The organism is Pseudomonas sp. SED1 (genome assembly GCF_034044025.1).
Lineage (GTDB): Bacteria > Pseudomonadota > Gammaproteobacteria > Pseudomonadales > Pseudomonadaceae > Aquipseudomonas.
In genome coordinates this window covers 1-21,235 of the sequence record NZ_JAXCIS010000098.1, presented here as the reverse complement: position 1 = coordinate 21,235, position 21,235 = coordinate 1, and the positions used below count along the sequence as shown (strand labels likewise).

Annotated in this window: 16 protein-coding genes; 11 read left to right on the top strand and 5 right to left on the bottom strand. The window is 60.5% G+C overall.

Annotated features, from left to right (window positions below):
- Positions 1 to 20: 20 nt before the first annotated feature.
- A complete protein-coding gene (locus SNL23_RS13090; protein WP_167662837.1) occupies positions 21 to 2,039 on the bottom strand; it encodes a TonB-dependent receptor in 2,019 nt (672 codons plus the stop codon).
- A 259-nt stretch (positions 2,040 to 2,298) separates the two neighbouring features.
- Here SNL23_RS13090 and SNL23_RS13085 point away from each other — a divergent pair, with 259 nt between their 5' ends.
- Positions 2,299 to 2,535 (top strand): VF530 family DNA-binding protein, encoded by a 237-nt coding sequence (locus tag SNL23_RS13085; RefSeq protein WP_003216406.1) that lies wholly within the window; start codon positions 2,299 to 2,301, stop codon positions 2,533 to 2,535.
- Position 2,536: 1 nt separating this feature from the next.
- A complete protein-coding gene (locus tag SNL23_RS13080) occupies positions 2,537 to 3,178 on the top strand; it encodes a Pr6Pr family membrane protein (RefSeq protein WP_318302426.1) in 642 nt (213 codons plus the stop codon).
- A 71-nt stretch (positions 3,179 to 3,249) separates the two neighbouring features.
- Here SNL23_RS13080 and SNL23_RS13075 read toward each other — a convergent pair whose 3' ends face one another.
- Together SNL23_RS13075 and SNL23_RS13070 are read right to left on the bottom strand one after the other, a co-directional pair.
- Positions 3,250 to 3,999, bottom strand: coding sequence for a siderophore-interacting protein (locus SNL23_RS13075; protein WP_318302425.1), 750 nt, complete (start codon positions 3,997 to 3,999; stop codon positions 3,250 to 3,252).
- Positions 3,996 to 4,544, bottom strand: coding sequence for a PadR family transcriptional regulator (locus SNL23_RS13070; RefSeq protein WP_076015642.1), 549 nt, complete (start codon positions 4,542 to 4,544; stop codon positions 3,996 to 3,998). The genes SNL23_RS13075 and SNL23_RS13070 overlap by 4 nt, the downstream gene beginning before the upstream one ends.
- 557 nt (positions 4,545 to 5,101) lie before the next feature.
- Here SNL23_RS13070 and SNL23_RS13065 point away from each other — a divergent pair.
- Genes SNL23_RS13065 through SNL23_RS13025 form a run of 9 tightly spaced genes read left to right on the top strand, consistent with a single transcriptional unit; the run spans position 5,102 to position 12,782 of the window.
- Positions 5,102 to 5,611 (top strand): fimbrial protein, encoded by a 510-nt coding sequence (locus SNL23_RS13065; protein WP_076015641.1) that lies wholly within the window; start codon positions 5,102 to 5,104, stop codon positions 5,609 to 5,611.
- 53 nt (positions 5,612 to 5,664) lie between these two features.
- Positions 5,665 to 6,225: a fimbrial protein gene (locus SNL23_RS13060; RefSeq protein ID WP_318302424.1), complete on the top strand. Its 561-nt coding sequence runs from the start codon at positions 5,665 to 5,667 to the stop codon at positions 6,223 to 6,225.
- Positions 6,226 to 6,241: 16 nt separating this feature from the next.
- Positions 6,242 to 8,854 (top strand): outer membrane usher protein, encoded by a 2,613-nt coding sequence (locus tag SNL23_RS13055; protein ID WP_167662835.1) that lies wholly within the window; start codon positions 6,242 to 6,244, stop codon positions 8,852 to 8,854.
- Complete coding sequence (locus SNL23_RS13050; protein WP_076015639.1) at positions 8,851 to 9,612, top strand: fimbria/pilus periplasmic chaperone; 762 nt, start codon at positions 8,851 to 8,853, stop codon at positions 9,610 to 9,612. Before SNL23_RS13055 ends, SNL23_RS13050 begins: the two co-directional genes overlap by 4 nt.
- Before the next feature lie 21 nt (positions 9,613 to 9,633).
- Positions 9,634 to 10,215, top strand: coding sequence for a fimbrial protein (locus SNL23_RS13045; protein WP_076015638.1), 582 nt, complete (start codon positions 9,634 to 9,636; stop codon positions 10,213 to 10,215).
- 10 nt (positions 10,216 to 10,225) lie between these two features.
- The gene (locus SNL23_RS13040) at positions 10,226 to 10,723 is read left to right on the top strand and encodes a fimbrial protein (RefSeq protein WP_076015637.1); all 498 of its coding nucleotides are present in this window, start codon (positions 10,226 to 10,228) and stop codon (positions 10,721 to 10,723) included.
- Positions 10,724 to 10,749: 26 nt separating this feature from the next.
- Positions 10,750 to 11,229, top strand: a complete 480-nt coding sequence (locus tag SNL23_RS13035) for a fimbrial protein (protein ID WP_318302423.1) — start codon at positions 10,750 to 10,752, stop codon at positions 11,227 to 11,229.
- An 11-nt stretch (positions 11,230 to 11,240) separates the two neighbouring features.
- Entirely contained in the window at positions 11,241 to 11,774 is a 534-nt protein-coding gene (locus SNL23_RS13030; RefSeq protein WP_076015635.1) for a fimbrial protein, read from the top strand.
- Between the two features lie 36 nt (positions 11,775 to 11,810).
- Positions 11,811 to 12,782, top strand: coding sequence for a fimbrial protein (locus SNL23_RS13025; protein WP_076015634.1), 972 nt, complete (start codon positions 11,811 to 11,813; stop codon positions 12,780 to 12,782).
- A gap of 24 nt (positions 12,783 to 12,806) precedes the next feature.
- Here the strand turns inward: SNL23_RS13025 and SNL23_RS13020 are convergent, their stop codons facing one another.
- Together SNL23_RS13020 and SNL23_RS13015 are read right to left on the bottom strand one after the other, a co-directional pair.
- Positions 12,807 to 17,855 (bottom strand): NEL-type E3 ubiquitin ligase domain-containing protein, encoded by a 5,049-nt coding sequence (locus SNL23_RS13020; protein ID WP_318302422.1) that lies wholly within the window; start codon positions 17,853 to 17,855, stop codon positions 12,807 to 12,809.
- Positions 17,856 to 17,990: 135 nt separating this feature from the next.
- Complete coding sequence (locus tag SNL23_RS13015; RefSeq protein WP_318302421.1) at positions 17,991 to 21,083, bottom strand: transglycosylase domain-containing protein; 3,093 nt, start codon at positions 21,081 to 21,083, stop codon at positions 17,991 to 17,993.
- Between the last annotated feature and the right edge of the window lie 152 nt (positions 21,084 to 21,235).

The following is a 21,235-nucleotide window of genomic DNA, read 5'->3' as shown; positions in this document are numbered from 1 at the left end:
GTTTAACCGAGTGCAGTCAGTTAGAAAGTGGTGCGCAAGCCCACCTGCACACTTCGCCCCGGCGCCGGGGCGATGTCCCGCAGAATCGAGCTGGCATAGCGCACGGTCTGGTTCGTCAGGTTCTCACCGTTGACGAACGCCAGCCACTGGCTACCGCCGACATTGAAGCGGTAGCCGGCACTGGCGCCCAAGGTGGTGTAGCCGTCGGTCCCGCTTTCGTTATCCGGCACACGCCCCTGGCCCGCCGCGTGCTCGACATCGATCCGCGCCTGCCAGCGGTCCAGTTCCCACAACAAACCGCTGTTCAAACGCAACGGCGCAATCCGTGGCAAGGCTTCACCCGTGTCCAGGTTGGTCGCGCGGGTGTAGTCGCCGGACAGTTCCAACGCGAACTTGCCGTAGGCACCTTCCCCCAGCTTGATGTGATCCTGGGCTTCAAAGCCCGCGAAACGCGCGCGTACGCCTGAGTATTTGTACTCAGGAATGCCGCCGGCATCTTCCTCGCCTTCGTCATTCAAGGTGCGACCGCTGCCCAGCAGGCCGATGTAGTTGGAGAAGTGGCTGTAGAACACGCCGAAGCTGCCCTTGTGAGTGCCGTTGTCAAAGCGCAGCGCCAGGTCGCTGGACACCGCTTTTTCTTTCGACAGGTTGGCGTCGCCCAGTTCATAGGTGCCGGTGGCAACGTGGGCGCCGTTGGCATACAGCTCGTAGAACGTCGGTGCGCGTTCGGTGTAGCCCAAGGTGGCGGCCAGCGACCAGATCGGGGTGAGGGTGTACACCGCGCCGGACGACAGGCTGCCGGCGGTGAAGTCGGCAGACTTGTTGGCATTGGCAAAGCGCGCGTTGCCTTTGCCGTCCGGGTCGACGTTGGTGTGTTCCAGACGCCCGCCGAGGCTCAGCTTGAGGCGTTCGGTGGCCTGCATTTCTTCGAGGATAAACAGCGCGCCGGCATTGGTGTCGGTTTGCGGAACGAAGGCTTCTTCACCCAGCGCCGAGAATTCGTTGCGGCTGACCTGTGCGCCCACCACGCCGTTGAATGGCCCGATCGGCAGGTGTCGCGCTTCAACACGCGCTTCATAGCCCTTGTTCTTGAAGGTGGTGCCGGTCTCGCCGCCTTCGATTTCCATGTGCTTGTAGTCGGTATAACCGGCGTCGAGTTTCACCGAGGTGAACGGGCCTTGCAGGTTGCGGATCTCGGACGCAAAGGCGTAGTGATCCTGCTTCATGCGGATGCGCACGTCCTGCTCGGCCGGGGAGCCGTAGTTGCTGTCGTAGTTGCTGTAGGACAGCCCGGCGTAGCCGTCGTCCCACGTGTAGGAACCGCCGACTGCACCACCGTCCTGGCGCCCGTCGCTGTTGCCGAGGCGACCGTTCTTGCCTTCACCGTCTTCGCTTTGCGGTGCATGACGGCTGCGGGCAAAGCCGGGGATTTTCAGGTCGTTGAATTCCCGCGCGCTGGCGTCCAGGTGCAAGGCGAAAGTGCCGTTGCCGGCTTCCAGTTTGCCGGCGCTGCTGCGGGTGGTGTCGGCGCCGCCGTAGCGCAATTCACCGGCCCCGTGAATGCCTTCGATGGCTTCGGTGGGGATGCGGTTGTCGAAGGTGTTCACCACGCCGCCGATGGCGCTGCCGCCGTAAAGCAGGGCGGCCGGGCCGCGCACGATTTCGACGCGGTCGATGTTGACCGGGTCCAGCGGCACCGCGTGGTCATAGGACAGCGACGAGGCATCCAGTGCGCCCACACCATTGCGCAGGACGCGAATACGGTCACCATCCTGGCCACGAATGATCGGCCGGCTGGCCCCCGGGCCGAAGTACGACGACGACACGCCGGGCTGCTTGTTCAGGGTTTCACCCAGGCTGCCTTTTTGTTGCAGGGTCAGGTCATCGCCTTCGAGCACGGTGGTGGGCGAGGCGAGGGTTTCGCTGCCCAACGGGTTGCCGGTGATGACTTGGGGTTGCAGCTCCAGGGCGTTGGCCTGGGAGGTGATCAACAGGGCGGCGGCCAGCGGGGAGAGGCGCCAGAGAGAAGAGAGGGACATCGGTCGTTCCTTGGCAAACGGCAAAAAAAGAGAAGGCTGAAAACGGTAAGGGATTCGATACCCTTTGATAGTTATCGTTACAATATAACATCACTTTTTTCTCTGCCAAGGGGAACTTTCCCAAACCCCGCTCGATCACTCCCACGCAGAGCGTGGGAACGATCGAACAGTGGCCTATAGTGAAGGCAGCGCTTCCACACGCACGGCCCGTCCGCTAAGGTGCGCGGCTTCGTTTTCTTCTTTTCGCAAAAGGCCCGGCATGACCGCGACAAACAAAGACCCACTGCACGGCGTCACCCTGGAACAGGTCCTCACCGCGCTGGTGGCGCATTACCAATGGGAAGGCCTGGCCGAGCGCATCAACATCCGCTGTTTTTCCAGTGACCCGAGCATCAAGTCGAGCCTGTCGTTCCTGCGCAAGACGCCGTGGGCGCGGGAGAAGGTCGAGGGCTTGTACGTGAAGTTGATGCGCACCAAGCGACCGGTCGAGGACTGAGGTGAAACGTCACCTTATCGGCCTGGCAGCCCTCGGCGGCTGGGCTGGCCTGGCGCTGCAGCAGTACATCATTTTCTACTACCGCTGGGTCGATGGCGCGAGCCTGTTGCCGGGCCTGGTGAATTTCTTCAGCTTCTTCACCGTGCTCACCAACACCCTGGTGGCGGTGGTGTTGACCCATGCGTGGGTGCAACGGCCATCTTGCGCGAGTCGATTTTTCCTCAGGCCCGTGGTCAGCAGCGGGATCGCCGTGAGCATTGTCGTGGTCAGCCTCGCCTATAGCCTGTTGCTGCGGCACATGTGGCAACCTGCGGGGGTGCAGTTTGTGGCGGACGAACTGCTGCACGACGTGATGCCGTTGGTGTTTGTCGCGTATTGGTGGTGGTGCGTACCCAAAGGCAGCCTGCGGCTCAAGCACATCGGGCTGTGGGTGATTTACCCGTTGGTGTACTTCGCTTATGTGTTGTTGCGCGGGTATGTGTGGGGGTTGTATCAGTACCCGTTCATCGACGTGGACACCCTGGGTTATCCACAGGTGTTCATCAATGCCGGGGGGATTCTGGCGGGGTTTATGCTGGTTGCTTTGGTGGTGGTGGGGCTGGATAGAATCAGTAGGAGCAAGCTTGCTCGCGAAGGACGTTAACGATAACGCAGCGTGTCTGGTTTAACGCGGCGCTCTCAGGTTCTTCGCAAGCAAGCTCGCTCCTACACGGATCACTGTTGCCAGTAACCGACGGCCTTGAGGACCGCCTCATTGACGTTGTGCGTGTCCAGCAGCACCCGCCGCACCTGGCGCGACAGTTTGCTCTCGGTAGCGACGAAGCTGTACAGCGAACCGCCCGGCAGCGTCAGGTTCTGCACCGTCTTGAGCAGGTCATCCTGGCCGCGCACCACCCAGATCACTTCTACCTCGGCAGCGCTGTGCAGCGGTTGTCGCTCTGCCGCATTGGCGATCTCGATCACCGCCAATACCTTGCGCCCCGCCGGCAATTCGTCCAGGCGCCGGGCGATAGCCGGGATCGCGGTTTCATCGCCGATCAACAGGTAGCTGTCGAAGATATCCGGCACGATCATCGAGCCACGCGGCCCGCCGATGTGCAGGTGCTGGCCGACCTTGGCCTGCTCGGCCCAGGTGGAGGCAGGGCCATCGCCGTGCAGCACGAAGTCGATGTCCAGCTCGCCAATGGCCAGGTCGTACCGGCGTGGGGTGTAGTCGCGCATGGCGGGTTGCGGGCCATCGCCGCGCAGGTTGAAGTCGGGGCTGTCCAGTGCCGCTTGTTCGGCGGCGTTCTGCGGGAACAGCAGCTTGATGTGGTCGTCACTGCCCAGGCTGATAAAGCCCGCCAGTTCCGGCCCGCCCAGGGTGATGCGGCGCATGCGCGGGGTGATGTCGACCACGCGCAGAACTTCGAGGCGGCGGCGTTTGATTTCGTGGGTCACGCGGTGAATGGCTTGGGTATTCATTGAGCTTTCCCGTCGGCAATGGCTTGGGCGGTGCTGTTGAGCAGCGCCGCAACACGAACGATTTCTTCCGGGCTCCAGCGCCCGTGGTGCGAATGCAAGGCATGGCGCAGGTTATGTACCGCCTCGTGGATTTCTGGCGGACGGTCCTGGCCGCGCAGTGAACGTTTGCTCACATCCATGCGCAGGCGAATGCCTTCGAGGGCAACTGCTTGTTCGCTTAAGAAGAGACGACCGGCGTCGGTGATTGTGTAGCGTTTTTTTCCGTCTTCGGCATCGCCGGCAATCAATTCGCTTTCTTCGAGAAAGGTCAGCGTGGGGTAGATCACGCCGGGGCTTGGGGTGTAGGCGCCGTCGAACAGGGCTTCGATCCGGCGGATCAGGTCATAGCCGTGGCACGGCTGTTCGGCGATCAGCGCCGGCAGCAGCAGTTTCAGGTCGCCGGGGGCGAAGACCCGTGGGCCTCGGCCACCGCGGTCGCGGCCAGGGCGTTTTTCGAAGCCGTCGCGGTCGTCACCGTGGTCTCGGTGGGGATGATGGTCTCTCATTGGGATGCTCTCGTCTGGTTTAGATACAACGTAAGATATATCTTATGTTGAGGGCAAGCCCGGCAGACGAGCGGTCGACGCTGCGCAGCGGCCTCCAAGCCGCGAGTGTTTTGTTCGCCTGCGTGCGCAAGCCAATCCAGTGGACTCATTTTTAAATTAGTTAGTGGGTTTGGCCCAGTAGTTACTATTGTTTTTTAGAGTTCGTAATCCTATTCTTACGGACTTATCCCTTCTTAAACTATTTCCATTCTCAGCATGTAGTCCGATTCTTACGGACACATTTAAAGTTTTGGCAAAGTGCCATAATCTTCCTATGTGTCTTGGTGTAACCAGGCTACTCAATTCAGCGAATCGGATGGCTTTCTTATTCAAATCCGCAACGGATAATTGCCCGGCGTTGAACGAGTTCCTGAATTGCAATGCAAGTAGTTGGAAAAAATCAAACATTCCAACGTGATCAGGGAATCGTTCGGGCACTTAATAAGTCCTGCGCACAGCTGCGACAGGACTCCGTTGTGATATTGACTATACGTGAGCGTCTGCAAATGAAATCTAAAATGAAAACTGCACTGTTAACTGTCGGCCTGTTGGCAGGTTCGATGTCTGTTGCCCAAGCAGCGGACGGAACGGTCACGTTTTTGGGGTCGGTACATTCGGGTGCTTGCTCTATCAAGCCTGACTCCGTAGATCAGACCGTTCGCCTTGGCGCGATCGCCAAGCATCAACTGCAATCGGGTGGCAAGTCTGAAGCCCGACGTGTGCTGATTGAACTTGAAGGCTGCGATCTGTCCGGCCTCACCGATAACACGGTGACCACTACCTTCACCGGCGCGCCGTCGACCGTTGTTCCGGGTGGGATCGGCACGGTGGGCGGCGCGGGCGGCGTGGGCATCATGATGACCCATGGCGGTCGACCTATTGTGTTGGGTACTCCAACCACCCCGCAGGCTATTGCCTCCGGTAATAACACGCTGGAGTTCGGCGCCTTTGTTCAAGGCCAGGCGACAGGCGACATCGTTCCTGGTGATTTCAGCGCAGTCACCAATTTCACTTTGGCTTATCAGTAAGTTTTTCCCCCGCCACTCTCAAGGTGGCGGGGGGAAGCTGGCGGGAGGTCCAGGTGAAAACATTCATAAGTCTCGCTATTACCTCTTCATTGACGATGTTCATCAGCCCTTGGGTTTTCGCGCAGTCCTCAGCGCAAGGCGATGGAGCCGTCACGCTGGGAGGAGAAGTTGTTGACTCAGCCTGCGGGCTGGAAGCAGCCAGTGCCGATCAAACCATTGAGATGGACCCCGAACCCATAGGCCGGCTCTTGCGGGACGGGGCGGGACAAATACGGCCCTTCCAGTTGCGGCTGGTCAATTGCTCGCTGAGTCGCCCCGACCCGTCACGCCCGGGTGAAAGCCTGCCTGATTGGCAGCACCTGCGAGTGACGTTTGACGGCTCTCCCGATAGAGCAGGACGCTCCTTTGCAGCCTTTGGTGGTTCTCAGGGAGTTGCCTTCGATATTCAGGATATTGATGGCCGGGCGTGTTCACCGGGTGCGCCAGTAGCGCTGTACCCGGTAGTTGAGGGTGACATGATCCTTAACTATACGCTTCGCCTGGTCGGTAACGGCGTGCCGCTCTTGGCTGGAGCTCACCGTGCCGCAGTGCGGTTCAAGTTGGAATACTTTTGAAGATTGAGTTGCGTGTATGTTGAATACGTCGAAAGTCATGAATACGCTGCGCCCCAGCCTCTTTGGCGGGTTGATATCACTGGCGGGAACTGCACTGGGTGCCGGGGATATTGAGTTTAATACCGACGTTCTTGATCTAAATGATCGCACTAATATTGACTTGTCCCAGTTTGCACGCAGTGGCTTTATTCTGCCCGGCAACTACTCGATGCTCGTGCAGATAAATACACAGCCCATCTCTGAGCAATCAGTGGCGTTCTACCCTCCGGATAATGACCCCAAGGGAAGTCAGGCCTGTTTATCGCGGGAGTTGGTGGAACAGTTGGGCCTGAAAGCGTCCGAAACAGCCAAACTCAGGTGGTGGAAAGACGGGCAGTGCCTGGATATCGAAGGCTTGCCTGGCATGGAGGTCAGTGCGGACCTGGCCTCTGCCACGGTGAACATCAGTCTTCCCCAGGCTTATCTGGAGTACAGCGCCATCAACTGGGACCCGCCTTCGCGTTGGGACGAGGGGGTGCCGGGGCTGCTGATTGATTACAACATGACAGCGCAATCGAGCTACCGACGGCATGACGGTATGCGCAATGACGTCAGTGGTAACGGAACCGTCGGAGCGAATGCCGGGGCCTGGCGGCTGCGGGCTGATTGGCAGGGCCGTGTCGAGAAAGACCGCGAGTCGGCGGCAAACCGGCAAAAACTGGAGTGGAGTCGTTACTACGCTTACCGTGCGCTTCCTGCGCTTAAAGCGCGCTTGGTGGTGGGCGAGGACTACCTCTATTCGGACCTGTTTGACAGCTTTCGCTTTACCGGTGCCGCGCTGAAGTCGGATGAAAGCCAGCTGCCACCCAACTTGCGGGGTTACGCACCGGAAGTGGTCGGGGTTGCCAAAACCAATGCAAAGGTCGTCATCAGCCAGCAAGGGCGTGTGCTGTATGAAACGCTGGTCGCAGCAGGACCGTTTCGCATCCAGGATCTTAATGACGCAGTGTCCGGCACGCTGGATGTGCGGGTGGAAGAGCAGGACGGTTCGGTACAAAAATTCCAGCTTGATACGGCAGGCGTTCCCTACCTGACGCGCCCCGGGCAGGTTCGCTACAAGCTGTCGGCTGGGCAACCGTCGAATCTTCAGTATCACGAAGACGGTGCGTTTTTCGGCACCGGCGAGTTCTCCTGGGGTATCAGCAACGGTTGGTCGCTGTTGGGCGGCGGTATTTTGGATAACAACTACCGTGCATGGTCGGTCGGGGTGGGGCGTGATCTGCTGGCGTTCGGGGCGCTTTCTCTGGATGTGACAGAGTCCCGCGCACACCTGTGGAACGAGACACTCACGGGCAAATCCTACCGCCTTCAATACTCCAAGAACTTTGAAGAGTACGACAGCCAGGTGACGTTCGCCGGTTATCGTTTTTCCGAAAAGAACTTCTTGAGCATGAGCCAATACCTGGATGCCCTGCATTACGGTTTGAATGGTGAACTCGGCGGACGCGGCGTGTACGACCAGAACGGTGAGTTCATTGAACACTGGCAACCGATTGGCGGCAACAAGGCACTTTTTACGGTAACGGTTAATAAACAGTTTCGTGATCTGGGCGCCACTGTCTATGCCAGTTACAACAAACAAACCTACTGGAATCGACCGGACACTCAGCGCTGGAACGTGTCTGCATCGCGTTACTTCAATATCGGCACCGTTAGAAACATGAACCTGTCGGTGAATTTATATCGCACCCAAGATTACCAATATAAGGATAACGGCATGTCGCTGACGGTCAGCCTGCCGTTGGGGCCGACCGGCACATTGTCGATGGATGCGAATCGAGCCGCCGGCGAGAACAGTTTTGCAACGCGCTACGCCGATCGCATCGATGCGCGTAACAGCTACCAACTGAGTGCCAGCGACAACTCCGCCAGTGGTTATCTGAGCCACATCGGTGATCTGGCAGACATCGATCTCAGCGCCAGTCAGCAGCAAGGTAATAACCGAACCCTGGGGGCGTCCGTTCGCGGCGGTGGCACGCTTACGCCGTACGGTGGGGCCCTGCATCGCACCAATAGTACGGGCGGCACCCGTCTGATGATCGACACCGGCGGTGTGCCCGATGTGCCTGTGCGCGGTTACGGCACTCCTACCCGCAGCAACGCCTTCGGCAAGGCGGTGATCTCCGACATCAGCAGCTACCAGCGGACGGCGGCCAGTGTTGACCTGGAGAGCTTGCCGAGCGATGTCGAAGCCACCCAATCCGTCACGCAACTGACTCTCACCGAAGGGGCTATCGGTTATCGAACCCTGGAAGTGATTTCCGGCAAGAAAGCCATGGCTGTGCTTCGCCTGCCGGATGGCAGCTCACCGCCCTTCGGCGCGACGGTAAAAAACCTGAAGCTGCAGGACACCGGGGTCGTGAACGATGGCGGGGACGTCTACCTCAGCGGTATCCAGGCTGGCGAGCAGATGACCGTCAGTTGGGGTGGTTCCGAGCGTTGCACCCTCACGCTGCCCGTCATTTTGCCAATTGACGGGTTGAGCGATGCCCTGCAACTGCGCTGCCAGTTGGTAGCCACTGATCAATCCGTGCCCGAGCCAGCAGCGCTGACCGGCAAGCAAACCGATAGGGAGAACACGTCCTCATGAAGCTGAACATACGCCTCACTCAACAGGCTTTTGCACTGCTGGTACTGGGTTTGAGCCTGAATGCCAACGCCGCTGTTGGCCTGGACCGGACCCGAGTGATTTTTGATGGCGGCAAAGACGCCACCAGCGTGAACATTACCAACAACAATACCCAGCTGCCGTATTTGGCCCAGGGTTGGATCGAGGATGAAGCCGGCAAAAAAATCACCACGCCCTTGATCGTACTGCCGCCTGTTCAACGGCTGGAGCCAGGAAAACAAAGCCAGGTAAAAGTACAGGCATTACCCGCGGCCAAGTTGCTGCCGCAGGATCGGGAGACGGTCTACTACTTCAACTTGCGGGAAATTCCGCCGCGCAGCGACAAGGCCAACACCCTGCAAATTGCGCTGCAAACCCGGATCAAACTGTTCTACCGGCCGCAAGCGATTACGCCCACCCAGCAAGACTTGTCCAACCCGTGGCAGGAAAAGCTGACCCTTACCCGCGAAGGCGACCGTTATCGGGTGAATAACCCGACGCCTTACTACGTGACCCTGGTGGACGCGCGTAGCAGCAAGGACGGCAAGACCATACCGGGCTTCGAGCCCCTGATGGTCCCGCCCAAAGGCGTGCAGACCCTTGGCCCGACGGCCAGGGAGCTGGGCACGACACCTTACCTGGCCTACGTGAATGACTACGGCGGACGCCCGCTGCTGGCGTTCAGTTGCAGCGGCGAGACCTGCAAAGTGAATGCGCAAGCATCAGCGCCCAATCAGTAGTGCCTTCTGCCGGAGAACATCATGAAGTTGCACAAAGTGAAGGTCTTGGGCTGCCTGTTACCGGCCTTGATGGGGCAGGCGCACGCCGCGGATGACGAGGATCTGGAGGGCATGGTCGGGATGCTCAATATTCGCGGGTCCATGCACGAAATGCCTTGCAGCCTGGAAATGAACTCCCTGCATCAAACGATTGATTTGGGCGCCGTATCGGCCGGCCAGTTGCAACGGCCCGGCGACCAGGCGACATCCAAGCCATTTCAACTGCAATTCAAGGATTGCCAGCGCACCGCCGGCAGTATCGCGAATGCGCGCACGGGAAATCTCACATGGAGCGCACATCAACCTGTGCTGTCAGTCACGTTTGTTGCGCCCGCCGATGCCGATGATCCACGGCTGGTCAAGGTGCAAGGCATCACCGGGATGGGCCTGCGCTTGACCGATGCCGTGGGGCGGGATGTACAGCTGGGCTCACGGGGCGAACCTTTGTTCTTGCCCTTGGGCGCCAGCACTCAAACCTGGAATGTCCAGCCCACGCGCACCTCCGCACCCTTGACCAGCGGGGCATTTCGGGCCGTGGTGGATTTCAGGCTCAACTATGAGTAAGGGCAGAGCAATGAGCAGGTTAACCGGCCCGTGGGCCATTTTTATCGGTGCGGGCCTGCTATGGGCTGTCAGCCTGGATGTGCAGGCCGATACCAACCTGACCATCCGCGCGGTCATCATCGCGCCGCCGCCGTGCGTGATTAACAGTGGGAGCACGCTGAATGTGCCGTTTGGCAACGACCTGCTCACGTCACGAATTGATGGCGTCAATTATCGTCGGGAGGTGCCTTATACCGTCAGGTGTGACCCGCCTGTTTTCAGCAACGCGATGACCCTGGAACTCAAGGGTGCGGGGGCGGCGTTCGATAGCAAAGTGCTCTCCACGCCCAAGACGGATCTCGGGATAAAGCTGTTCGCCAATGGGGCTGACTGGCCCCTGAATACGCCCCTGAGGTTTACCCATCCAACCTTTCCGGCCGTGCAGGCGGTGCCGGTGAAACGCGCGGGCAGCACGCTGACCGGAGGGGCCTTTGCGACTGCCGCCACCCTGGTGATCGAGTACCAATGACGAGCCCAAATAGAGAGGAACGATCAATGACACGTTGGCCGCAGCGAGCGTTGCTCGCCTTGTGTTCCATTGGCCTTTGCAGCGGTGCGTCGGCCAACCTGACGTTCAACGGAACGCTGAACGAGCCGCCGCCCTGCACGATTGATTCGGGCAGCACGATTGAAGTCGATTTCGGGGATGTCGGCACCAAGCGCGTCGATGGCGTGAAATACCGCAAGGGCGTCGGCTACACGATCCGCTGTGGCGCTTCCACGTTGCCGTGGCTGCTGAAGTTGAGCATCAAGGGCACAGAAACGACATTTGATAATTCGGCGGTGCAGACCACTGCGCCTGATCTGGGTATTCGGCTGTATCAAAACAACCTGCCGTTTCGACTCAACACGCCACTGGACATAAGCCTGGCATCGCCGCCGATGTTGGAAGTGGTACCCGTCAAACGGCCGGGTTCAATCCTGGCCCCCACCAGGTTCACGGCGGTGGCCACGCTGTTGGCTGAATACCAGTAGGAGTCGAGTCTATGCGACATGCAGTTATTGATAACGGGCTGGCCCTGTTGCTGACCTTCGGCCTGGCTGCCGCGGCGCACGCGGCGGACAACCTGAGGTTCAAGGGCAACCTGGTTGAACAGGCCTGCACCATCCGCCCGGGCGATGAAGCCATCACCCTGGAGCTGTGGGACCTGACCAGCAAGCACCTCTACATCAACACACGCTCGGTGGGCAAACGCTTCACGCTGCACCTGGATGACTGCAATACCACCATCAGCGAGTCAGTCACCGTCCTGTTCGGCGGCGCAGAGAACCGTGCGCTGCCCGGTTTGTTCGCGCTGGATGGCGGAAGTGGTGCCTCAGGTATCGGGCTCGGCCTGGAGACGCTGAGCGATAAGCCTGTACCCGTGAATAAGGTCGGTGACGAACAGAGCCTGACCCCTGGCAACAATGTCATCGAGCTCAAGGCCTACGTGCGGGGAGAGCCGGATGCCCTGCGGGACAAGACCATCGGGCACGGTACTTACAGGGTGACCTCGACTTTTACGCTGGATTATCCATAGCGCCAAACCGTTATTCATAGGAAGAAAGAGAACAACATGAAACGAGCATATGGAGCCATAGTGCTTCTCCTCCTGGTTGGCGTGACTACAACCGCCAAGGCGGCGGATTGCCGTGTAAATGGCGGCGCGTGGCAAAGGGTGAACGTTGGCGGGACTTTAAACCTGCAAGTCCCGGTGAATGTCCGACTCGAGGTGAATCAGCCTCGTATCCTTTTGTCAGGGGTGAGGATCGAATGCCGATTTGAACCCGACGGCAATACCCCGGATGGACGGCAGGATTATTGGGCAACCGGAGCAAGGATCGGCACGGCCTGGACGCCGGGCCCGAAGTTCGTTAGCCAAACCACCGGCCTGCGCATAAACGGAACGTACCGAGATACGCCTGTTCCGAATGGTATTCGAATTGCGACCATGCCTAACAACACGGCCGCCATACCGATCGATGCCATTCCTTATATATTGATACGCAACAACCCGACGAACCCTATCGATATTCGAACAGGTGACACCCTCGGCGTACTACGTCTCGACCAAACCAACAACTATAATGGCGGCTCCACGAGCCTCATGCTCACTTACACCGCCAACAATAACTTCACCATCTCTCCGTCATCGTGCACGATCAACAATAACAACCCGATCGAGATCAACTTCGGCAACGTGCACCAGAGAGCGATAGGTACCGATCCGCTGACCACAACCGTTCGGACAGACCGCACTCTCACCTACAGGTGCCCGGACCCGGGAATTACCACGCCAATCACGATCACTTACAAAGGTGCTCCTTCCTCGTTCAACGCCAACTTGCTGACGATGAGCAATCCGAACGTGGGTACGGCCCTTGTCCGCGCCGGCGCTGCCGTTCGAGTCAACGGCTCGTTCCTGACCCGCATTACCAACAGTTCAGGGAGTGACGAAGTGACATTTACGTTGGTCAAGCGAGTGGGGTCCCTGCCTGTCGAGGGGCCGATAAATGGCAGCGGCGTGCTGGTGATGGGTGTGCCATGACACACCCGTTTCAGGGTGTGGATGTCAGCCTTCGATCGGGACGCGGTTGCGCTCTTTGCCATGTCGTTCCAGAGCCTCGCGGGTCAACTCACGCATCCATTGCTTCTCGCGGTAGCCCAGTTCATTGAGCAACAGGTTGTAGGTTTCGTCTGCCATCGGCCGCCCGGTAAATACCCGCTCGGGCGGCACATCCAGGGCATCGGCGAGGCCCTTCAGCGTGAGCCTCAATGCTTCCTTCTGCTCGTCGGGCAAGCCATTGGCCTGGGCTTCCTGCAGTTCATCCAGGCGTGCGCACTGCTCGTCGAAGTGTCGGGCATTAGCCTCCATCGCCTGCGGGTGGCGGTCGTGCAGGTATTGCTCCCAATAGGGTTCCAGCAGCATCTGGTTCACCAGGCCGTCGCCCTCACCCAGTTCGAGCACCGTGGTGAACGCCTGCTCGATCTGGGCCGGATGCACGTCGCCAGTGATGCGGTACAACATGTGGTCGGCCAGCCACGGCAAATCCAGGCGCGAAGCCAGGGTGGTCTGGTAACTCAGGTAGATTTCCACGTCGTCGACTTCGCCCGGCAAGCCATCCTCTAACTGCGCGCGCAGGCGCAAGCCGAGGCCGCCATCCTTCACCGGCAACAGGCGGTGCGCGATGTCTTGCGCGGCTACCTTATTCAAGTGCCGCAAGCGTGAGCTGCCCTTTGCCAGGGTCACCAGTTTGCCTTCACGTTCGCTGGCCGACAGCGCGTAGCGCTCGGCTTCGTTGGCCAGCACTTCGATGCCCATGTCGTTGAAAATTTGTGCGCTGCCATCGGCACACAACCCAGGGAAGCTCGACATCTTAAACAGCTTGTCACGTAACTCGCTGTCGGCGTGCACGGCCCGCAGCAGGCGCCACACGTGCTGGCTCAGTTGCAACTGGTTGGCCGCATAGGCTTGATCGTCCTCGGCGGTTTGAATGAACTCCGGGGGCTCCAGCGCCTTGATAATCTCGAACAAGCCCTGGGAGCCATGTTCGTGCTCGACCTCATCCCAAAGCTGCTGATGGGCCTGGCGCTGGGGTTCCTCGATCAGCTCCAGCCAGGGGGCGGCCTCACCTTTGGGTTCATACGCGCGGTTGGGGTCCAGCCCGGCAGCCATTCGGTATTGCTCATACAGCTGGCGTTGATCGTTGCGCAGGTTATTGCGGTCCAGACGTGTTCGGGCGATGGTCAGGGCCTCGTCGCTGCCGGGCGCAAACTCCGGCAGGTGGTCGATCTGCGTGTGGCTCAGGTCCAGCACAAACTCGGCGCTGCGCGGATGGGCAAACAACCCACGTGGCCAGATTGTGATCGGCGTGCGGTCCAGGAACACCCGCTCCAAGTGCGGCATTTTTGACAAGTCCGGTACGGCCTGCAAAGGGTTGTGGTGCAGGTTAAGGCTGCGCAGGTGCCGCAGGTTTTTCAGGCGTATCTGATCGCCGGGCAGCAAGCCGATCTGGTTTTGCCCCAGATTCAGGTGGCGCATGAAACGCATGGTGCTGACGGCTTCCGGGAGTTGGGTGAGGTGATTGTTGCTGATGTCCAGGGAGCGCAATGACGGGAATGCTTGCAAGAACTGCCCGTGGTGATCACGCAGTTCGCTGTGCGCCAGGTCCAGGCGCGTCACGTGTTCGAACCCGCTCTGAAGGCGCGGCAATTCGCCGGGCAGCTGCAGCCCGCCGAGGTCCAGACTGGCGCCGTTTTGTACCTGGCCCCAGTCATCGGCGTGTTCGGCAAGCCGATCTTCCCAACAGCGGTAGAGCCTCTGACTGATGATGTGCTTGTGGCTTCTTTCTTCACGGGCTATCAGGCTGTTTTTGGGGTAGGCACTGGGTACCCGCTTCCAGCTTTCCAGTTCTGTTTGCAGGGCATGTCGCTCGGTCACCAGGCGGTTGAGAGTGTCGTTGATCTCGCCGAGGCCGATGTCATTGATGAAGCGCTCACGACGAGCCTCGTCCAGCGTCGGGAACAGGTGTTCCAGCACCTCTCGGGTATGGACATTGGCCATGGCCTGATGCGAGCGGCGCAAACGGCTATAGGCGGGCCCGCCCAGCAAAGCGTTGGTCTGGCGGTCGGCGATACTGCGCAGCGGCGGTTGTGCCAGGGCCAGGCGGCGTTCGGCCTGCGGCTCCAGAGTTTCCATCAGCCAGTGTTTGAGCCCGGCACCCTGGCCTGGTCGGAAGCCGAGCACGCTGTGCTGATCGTCGGAGAGTGCCCGCAACAGGCATTCGTACAGGCTGTCTGGGCCGTGCAGGCGCTGGCTGGCTTGGTCGAACAACTCGTAATCGCCGCTGTTTTTCCTCACCAGCACCCGGCGACGGCTCGCATCGACCGGCCCAGCTTCACACCGCACGCTACCTTCCGGCGTCTGCTCGCGGATTTGCAGGTACACGTCACCGAAGCCATCACTGTGGCGCTTGAGGGTGTTGAGCACCAGCCGTTCGGTGCCTTCGGTCACAGGCCAAGGTGAGAAAAAGCCGGCGTAGGCGTGAGTGGTGTTCTGGGCGAAGCTCAATTCACGGGCGTGCTGGCGCCGTTCCAGGCCCGACGCGTGGCCCTCGACCAGCGCTCGCGCCAGCGGCAAGTCCAGGGGCGCGATGTGCTCGCGTAACTGGCGTATGCGCGGGTCTGTGGTTTGCTCGCGTATTTGATAAATGTAGCCGGTGACGTCGTGGGTCTGGGTGGCCACATAGTCCGCCAGTTGATCGCGCAGCGCCTGGAGCCGTTGCGCCGATGGCGTTTCGCGTCCCACTAGCGGGTTGATCGATGCCTCATCAAGAAAACCCAGTACACGCTCCGGCAACCGGCCGGACATTACGTCGGCCACGCTGATTTGCAAGGTGTCTGCCGGTGGGGCGTCAGGGTTGGCGTACTTGCGCGAATCGCCTGTCAGGTCCGAGCGCACGAACACTTGCAGTGCCTTGTCCTGGGGCCAGCCCGGCAGTTCGGTGATGGTCTGCTCGAACCAGGCCGACGTTGCGTCCAGAGGCAACGGCGCGCCGCTGCGCAGGGTCTGTACGGTCTCAACGGCGGCCCGGTGCGCCTCGTAGCGGTTGAGGGTGGCGTCGAGCAACGGTGGGGTCGGTCGGTTCTGCACGTAGACACCGCGCAACACGTCTTCGTCGGTGCCGCTGATCCGACGGATGCGCTCCAGGTCATGATCGTTGAACGCTTCGGTGCGTGGCCCCAGGCGGCGCATCAGGGTGATGCTGTCCCAGGTGCGGGGCTGTTCGGTCTCATGCACAAAGGCGCCGTCGCCGTTGAAGCGCACCTGGGGTTGATAGGCGTCGGGGCGTTGCGGGTGGAGGATGCGATGGTCGCGGGTGTCGGGGTCTTGTTGTACCTCGAAATGCGCGCCGTCCAGTGCGAGCAACTGCTTACCTTGATGGTTGTGCAAGCCCGTGGCGGCAGGTGGCGAGTCGAGGTTTTTCAGGGCGTAGGGCGCAAGGTCCGGGTGCCACAGGCGGGTGCTGCCATCGGCGCGTTGCACCCGGCGCAGCCCTTCGATGAAGGGGCTGAGGCGTTTGCCCAATTGGCTGGAGGCCCCAAACAGGGCGAACTGAATCACACTGTCAGCCACCCCGACCACCTGCTCGGCAGCCTCGATCCCACGGCCCTGCGCCCAGTCGACGATGCCTTCGAATACCTCGTCGGTGATCTGGTAAAGGCTATAGGCGAGCATCGCCTCACCCAGCAGTGGCACGAACGGGGTGAACACCAGCAAGGCGGCATTGAAGATGTCCGAGAGCATGTTCTCCAGGTTGTCCCACCAGGCCCATCGCGCGTGGCGGTCGGCGGTGGCGGTGGGTACGGCGATGTCGCGTGCGTCGTTGACGATCTTGTTCAGCCGGGTGCGGTATTGGTAATTCCACAGGTCGTTGTCACTCGCCAGCGCAGAGCGATTGACCTGATAGTCGCCGATGGCCTGCACACTGAATTGCAGGTTGGGCTGGCTAATCGGCGTGTCGCGCCAGCTGGGGCGTGGGTCGGTGTGTGCAGTTTGGTGCCAGCGCACATGGCTCAAGCGGGTATCGAGGCCGGTAAAAAACGCACCGCGCTCGGCGTGAGCGATGAACCGGCTGAAGAAGGTCTGGTAGCGCTGTTTGTCTCGTAGCTTTTGGGTGAGGTGGCTGAGGAAGGCGTCGGGCGAAGGGTATTGCTTCAAGGGGTGTTCGGGGTCTTCGGGGATGTACACCACGACCTGTCCGACAGGCCGGTCACGCTGAGGGACGAACAGCAGCAGGACACCGGTCAATGCCGTATTCATCAGGCTCAGGGAATGGCATTCAAGGGGTAGGCCCTCCAGCAGCGCGGTGCGATCGGCGATCAGGTCGAGCACGGCGCCGTGGGCATCGGTGTCGATATCACGGTTGATCAGGGCCAGGTGGGCTGCCGTCAAAAGAGCCGCTTTCTGACTGGCAGCCACCTGCAGCCGCAGAGCCTGGGTCAGCGCAGGGTTATCGAACCCCAACGCCTGCCGGATGCTGGCCTGGTAGCGAGCACCCAGGTCCAGGGTGCGGCAGATCTGCTTGAACTGCTCGGCGGTCAGTACCGCGCCGGTCGTTCCATGGCGCAGTGTCAGCACGTCGCGTTGGCCGAGCGGGTCTTCGGCGGACAGGAAGGCGTGGTCGACGAACGTGTCCGAGGCGGCGAAGTTGGCCAGTGCCGCGTCCAGCAGCGACAAGGTCTTGCTTTGCACGCCTTGCTTGAAATCATGCACCCACCAACCGACGTTGGCGTTCACATACAAGCGCACGAAAGTGGCGTTGACGTTGATGTCGCCGTAAGGCATCAGGGCATTTTTCAGCAGTGGCTCGGCGAAGCTGTACACGTCGGTCAACGGCTGGAATCTTTTCTCCAGTTCGTTGTGCTGTTGCCAGTGTTCGGCAATGGCGGGCTTGAGTGCCAGATGCTGGCTGGCGCTGGCATGAGGGTAAGGGCGAATACCTTGGCCGGCGACGGCCCTCAGGGCGGCAAGTCGGTGTGGCGAGGTGGTTTTCAACCAGTTCGGCAAGGCGTTCCGGATGAATGCGTGGTGCAGGGACTGGTCGGGTAGATCGGCCATGGGGGCAACCTGTAGAGCTCAAAAAGAAGGCTTGAGTCTATGCACCGGCACGGCTGCGGATAAGTTTGAAAAGTGGGTGGAAACGGCGGCGGATCCTTCAGTAATCCGCACGTGAAAAGCGCATGGATAGCCCCTTCAGCGCACGCTGCATAAACTGTTGTTGCCCGGTTGCAGATAGGGCGTAAGAATCGGCGCCATGCCTTTGAGTACCTGCACCGGCAACGCCGAAGTGAACTTGAAACCCTGGGCCGAAGCGCCCGGCACGAAGGCGGTCAACGTGCCGAAATGATGCTCGCCGATGTAGAACACGAAGGTCGCCGTGCGGTTGATCGCCTTGGAGCTGAGAATCCGCCCACCGGCGCCGATGGCTTCGATCCGGTTGTCGCCTGTACCGGTCTTGCCGCCCATGGCCAGCGGCGTGCCGTCAGCCAGTTTGAAACTGCCGGACACGCGCCGTGCGGTGCCCGCATCCACCACTTGGGACAGTGCGCCCTTGAGTGCTGTCGCGACCTCGGAAGGCATCACGCGTTTGCCGCGATCGGGGTCATTGACCAAGCGGGTTTCGTACGGTGTGTCGGCGGCAAAACGCAGGCTGTCGATGCGCAGGGTGGGTTGGCGCACGCCATCATTGAGGATGATCCCCACCAGCTCTGCCAGCGCTGCCGGGCGATCGCCGGAGCTGCCGATGGCGGTGGCGAGCGACGGCACCAGGTGGTCGAAGGGATAGCCGACTTTTTGCCAGCGCTGGTGGATATCGAGGAACGCTTCGATCTCCAGCATGGTGCGGATACGGCTGTCGCGGGCGCTCTTGTGGCGGCTCTTGAACAGCCAGCTGTAAACCTCCTGGCGCTCGTGTTCACTGGCGGCGGTGGCCTGGGTGAAGGTGGCGTCGGGGTTGTTCAGCAGGTAGCCCATCAGCCACAGATCCAGCGGGTGAACCTTGGCGATATAGCCTTGGTCAGGCAGGTCGTAGGCGCCGGGTCCGTAATTCTGGTAGAGCTTTTCGAGGCGCTCGTCGGTGAGCTTTTCAGTGCTTTTGACGCTGCTCAAGTGCGAGCGGACGAAGCTGTTGAAACTCGCCTGACTGGCGTTGGGCAGCAGGTAGCGGTGTACGGCGGCCAGGCGAATAGCCGTGGGGTGCATGCCGTCGAGGAAGGTATCGAGGCGCGCCTGGGTATCTTTGTTGCGGTACTTTTTCCAGAACTTGAGCAGGAATGTGGTGCCCTCGCGGTCAGCAAACTGGGCCAGGTATTCCTGGCGGCGCGGGTCGTTGTCGTCCTTGAGCAACTCGGCGCTGTTGTTCGGGCCTTGGTAGGTCGTGTAACGCACCAGGTCGCGCATCAGGCGAATGAACGGCAAGTTGATCGACTCGCGCAGGGCTTCGATCAACGTGGGATTGCGACCGTTGTCCTGGCTGCGAAAGTTGTGAAAGTGGTGCATGCCGCCGCCGGTGAAAAAACCTTCGCCGGTGTTGGCCGAGTATTGGCGATTGAGGGCTGCGTCGAGCATGGCTGGCAGATTGCGGTCGCTGTTCTGGGCCAGGTAGTCGAGGGCCCAGCGGGTGATGCGGTCCGTGTCGTCGACCGGGACTTTGCGCAGCTCGGCGGCAGGCGTCGCAGCGTATTTATCATGCAGTTCGCTGACAATTTGCAGGTAGGTGGTCATCACCCGCAGCTTGGCGGTTGAACCCAGTTCCAGCTTGCTGCCTTCATTGATGTCGAATGGCTGGTCGGTGCTGTCGGTTTGCACGCGCACGCGGGCGCCGTCGGGTGTCATCTCGTAGAGGTTGAAACTGTAGCGAACCTGAGCGGTGCTGGCGGGCGTCAGCAGCGTGGGCCCTAGCAGACCGATCTGCGCGGCAAAGGCGGGGTCGGCGAGCTGCTTGAGGTAAGTGCTGGCCTGGCTTTGCAGGTCGGCTTGCAAGGTGCTCGTGGCAGAGAGATCGAGTCGGTCGAGGTCGTACAGCGGCTGGTTGAGCAGGGCGGCCAAGCGCGTGCGGGCGACGCTGATGCCCTTGTTGGTTTCGATCGGCTGGATCGTCGGTTGTTGCTGCCAGTCACGGTAGGTGACTTTGCTGGCGAGGGCAGCGCTGGCCAGCGCCGGGTCGATCACGTTGTTTTGTGCGAGCAGGCGGATGTGGCTGTCGGTGAGGTCTGCCAGTTCCTTGTGGCCCTTGGACAAATAATGAGAAGGGCGGCGCTGGGCGATCATCAGCGACAGCACCTCGCGCAACGCCAGGCCCTTTTGGGGCAGTTGTTGGGGGGCGGTGCTGATGAGCAGTGCGTTTGTCTGGTTGAAGTCGGCGCCGTACCACACGCGCAAGCCTTCGGCCATGCCGTGCACTTCGCCATGGCCGGGTACCGCCGACAGGGGCACGCTGTTGAGGTAGTCGCGCACGATGTCCTGGCGAGCGGCAAGGGTTTGCGGGCCATCCTGATACGCGCGCACGCTGGCAGAAATCATCTGGCGGATTTTCTCGCCGCCGGACAGGGTCAGGCCGTCGGGCGAGTGGCGGTATTTTTCCAGCTGAGTTGCCAGGGTACTGCCGCCAGCGGTCTGGCCGGGCAGGTGCAAGAGCTTCGCCACCTGGGACCAGGCGGCCTTGGCAAAACGCGGCCAATCTACGGCCGGGTTGAGTTGGGGGTTTTTCGGGTCCAGCAGGTCGCGGTCTTCGATAAACAGCAGGCTGCTGACCACCACCGGCGGGATCGCCGCAAAGCTTGGGTAGAACTGTTGTGGATACGTGAACTGATACAGCGGTGCGGCGCGGCAATCGGTGATGGTCAGGCCGGCCTGGATTTTTTCCGGGTAGGGCACGAACAGGCCGCGCTGGGCGTAGGCCATCAGGTCGGGGGAAAAGCGCGCTTGAGCCTGGATCAGGTAGTCACGCTTGATCAGGCGGGGCAGGAACTCACCGAGGGCGCTGTAGCCCAGGCGCTTGTCGAAGGGTCCGGCGCCTGGGTAAACCCGCGCATCGCTGGGGCCCGAGTGCATTTGGTAGGTGAGGGTCGAGGCGATGTCCGTGAACGTTTTGGCCTGCAACCTTGAAGTGCGCATTTCCCGCAGGGCCGCAAAGCTCAAAGCGATCAGCGCAATCAACAGCACCAGCCAGAACAGCCGCCACCACAGTCGTCTGCGGCGGTGAGGGCTTTGTGGCAATGGCTGTTCATCCGGGCTATCGGTGGAGACCGCAGCCTTGGTCGAAGCGTTTTGCCATAAAGCGCCCATAGTCGATTGATCCATTTACGCAGATTGATCGGACTTGGTTGAAGCTTAGACGGTGGTGGGCGAGTGGGAGGAATTTGTGAGGGTGATGCTGTTTGTGGCGAGGGGGCTTGTCCCCCGTTGGGCTGCGCAGCAGCCCCAAAACCTGCCATGAG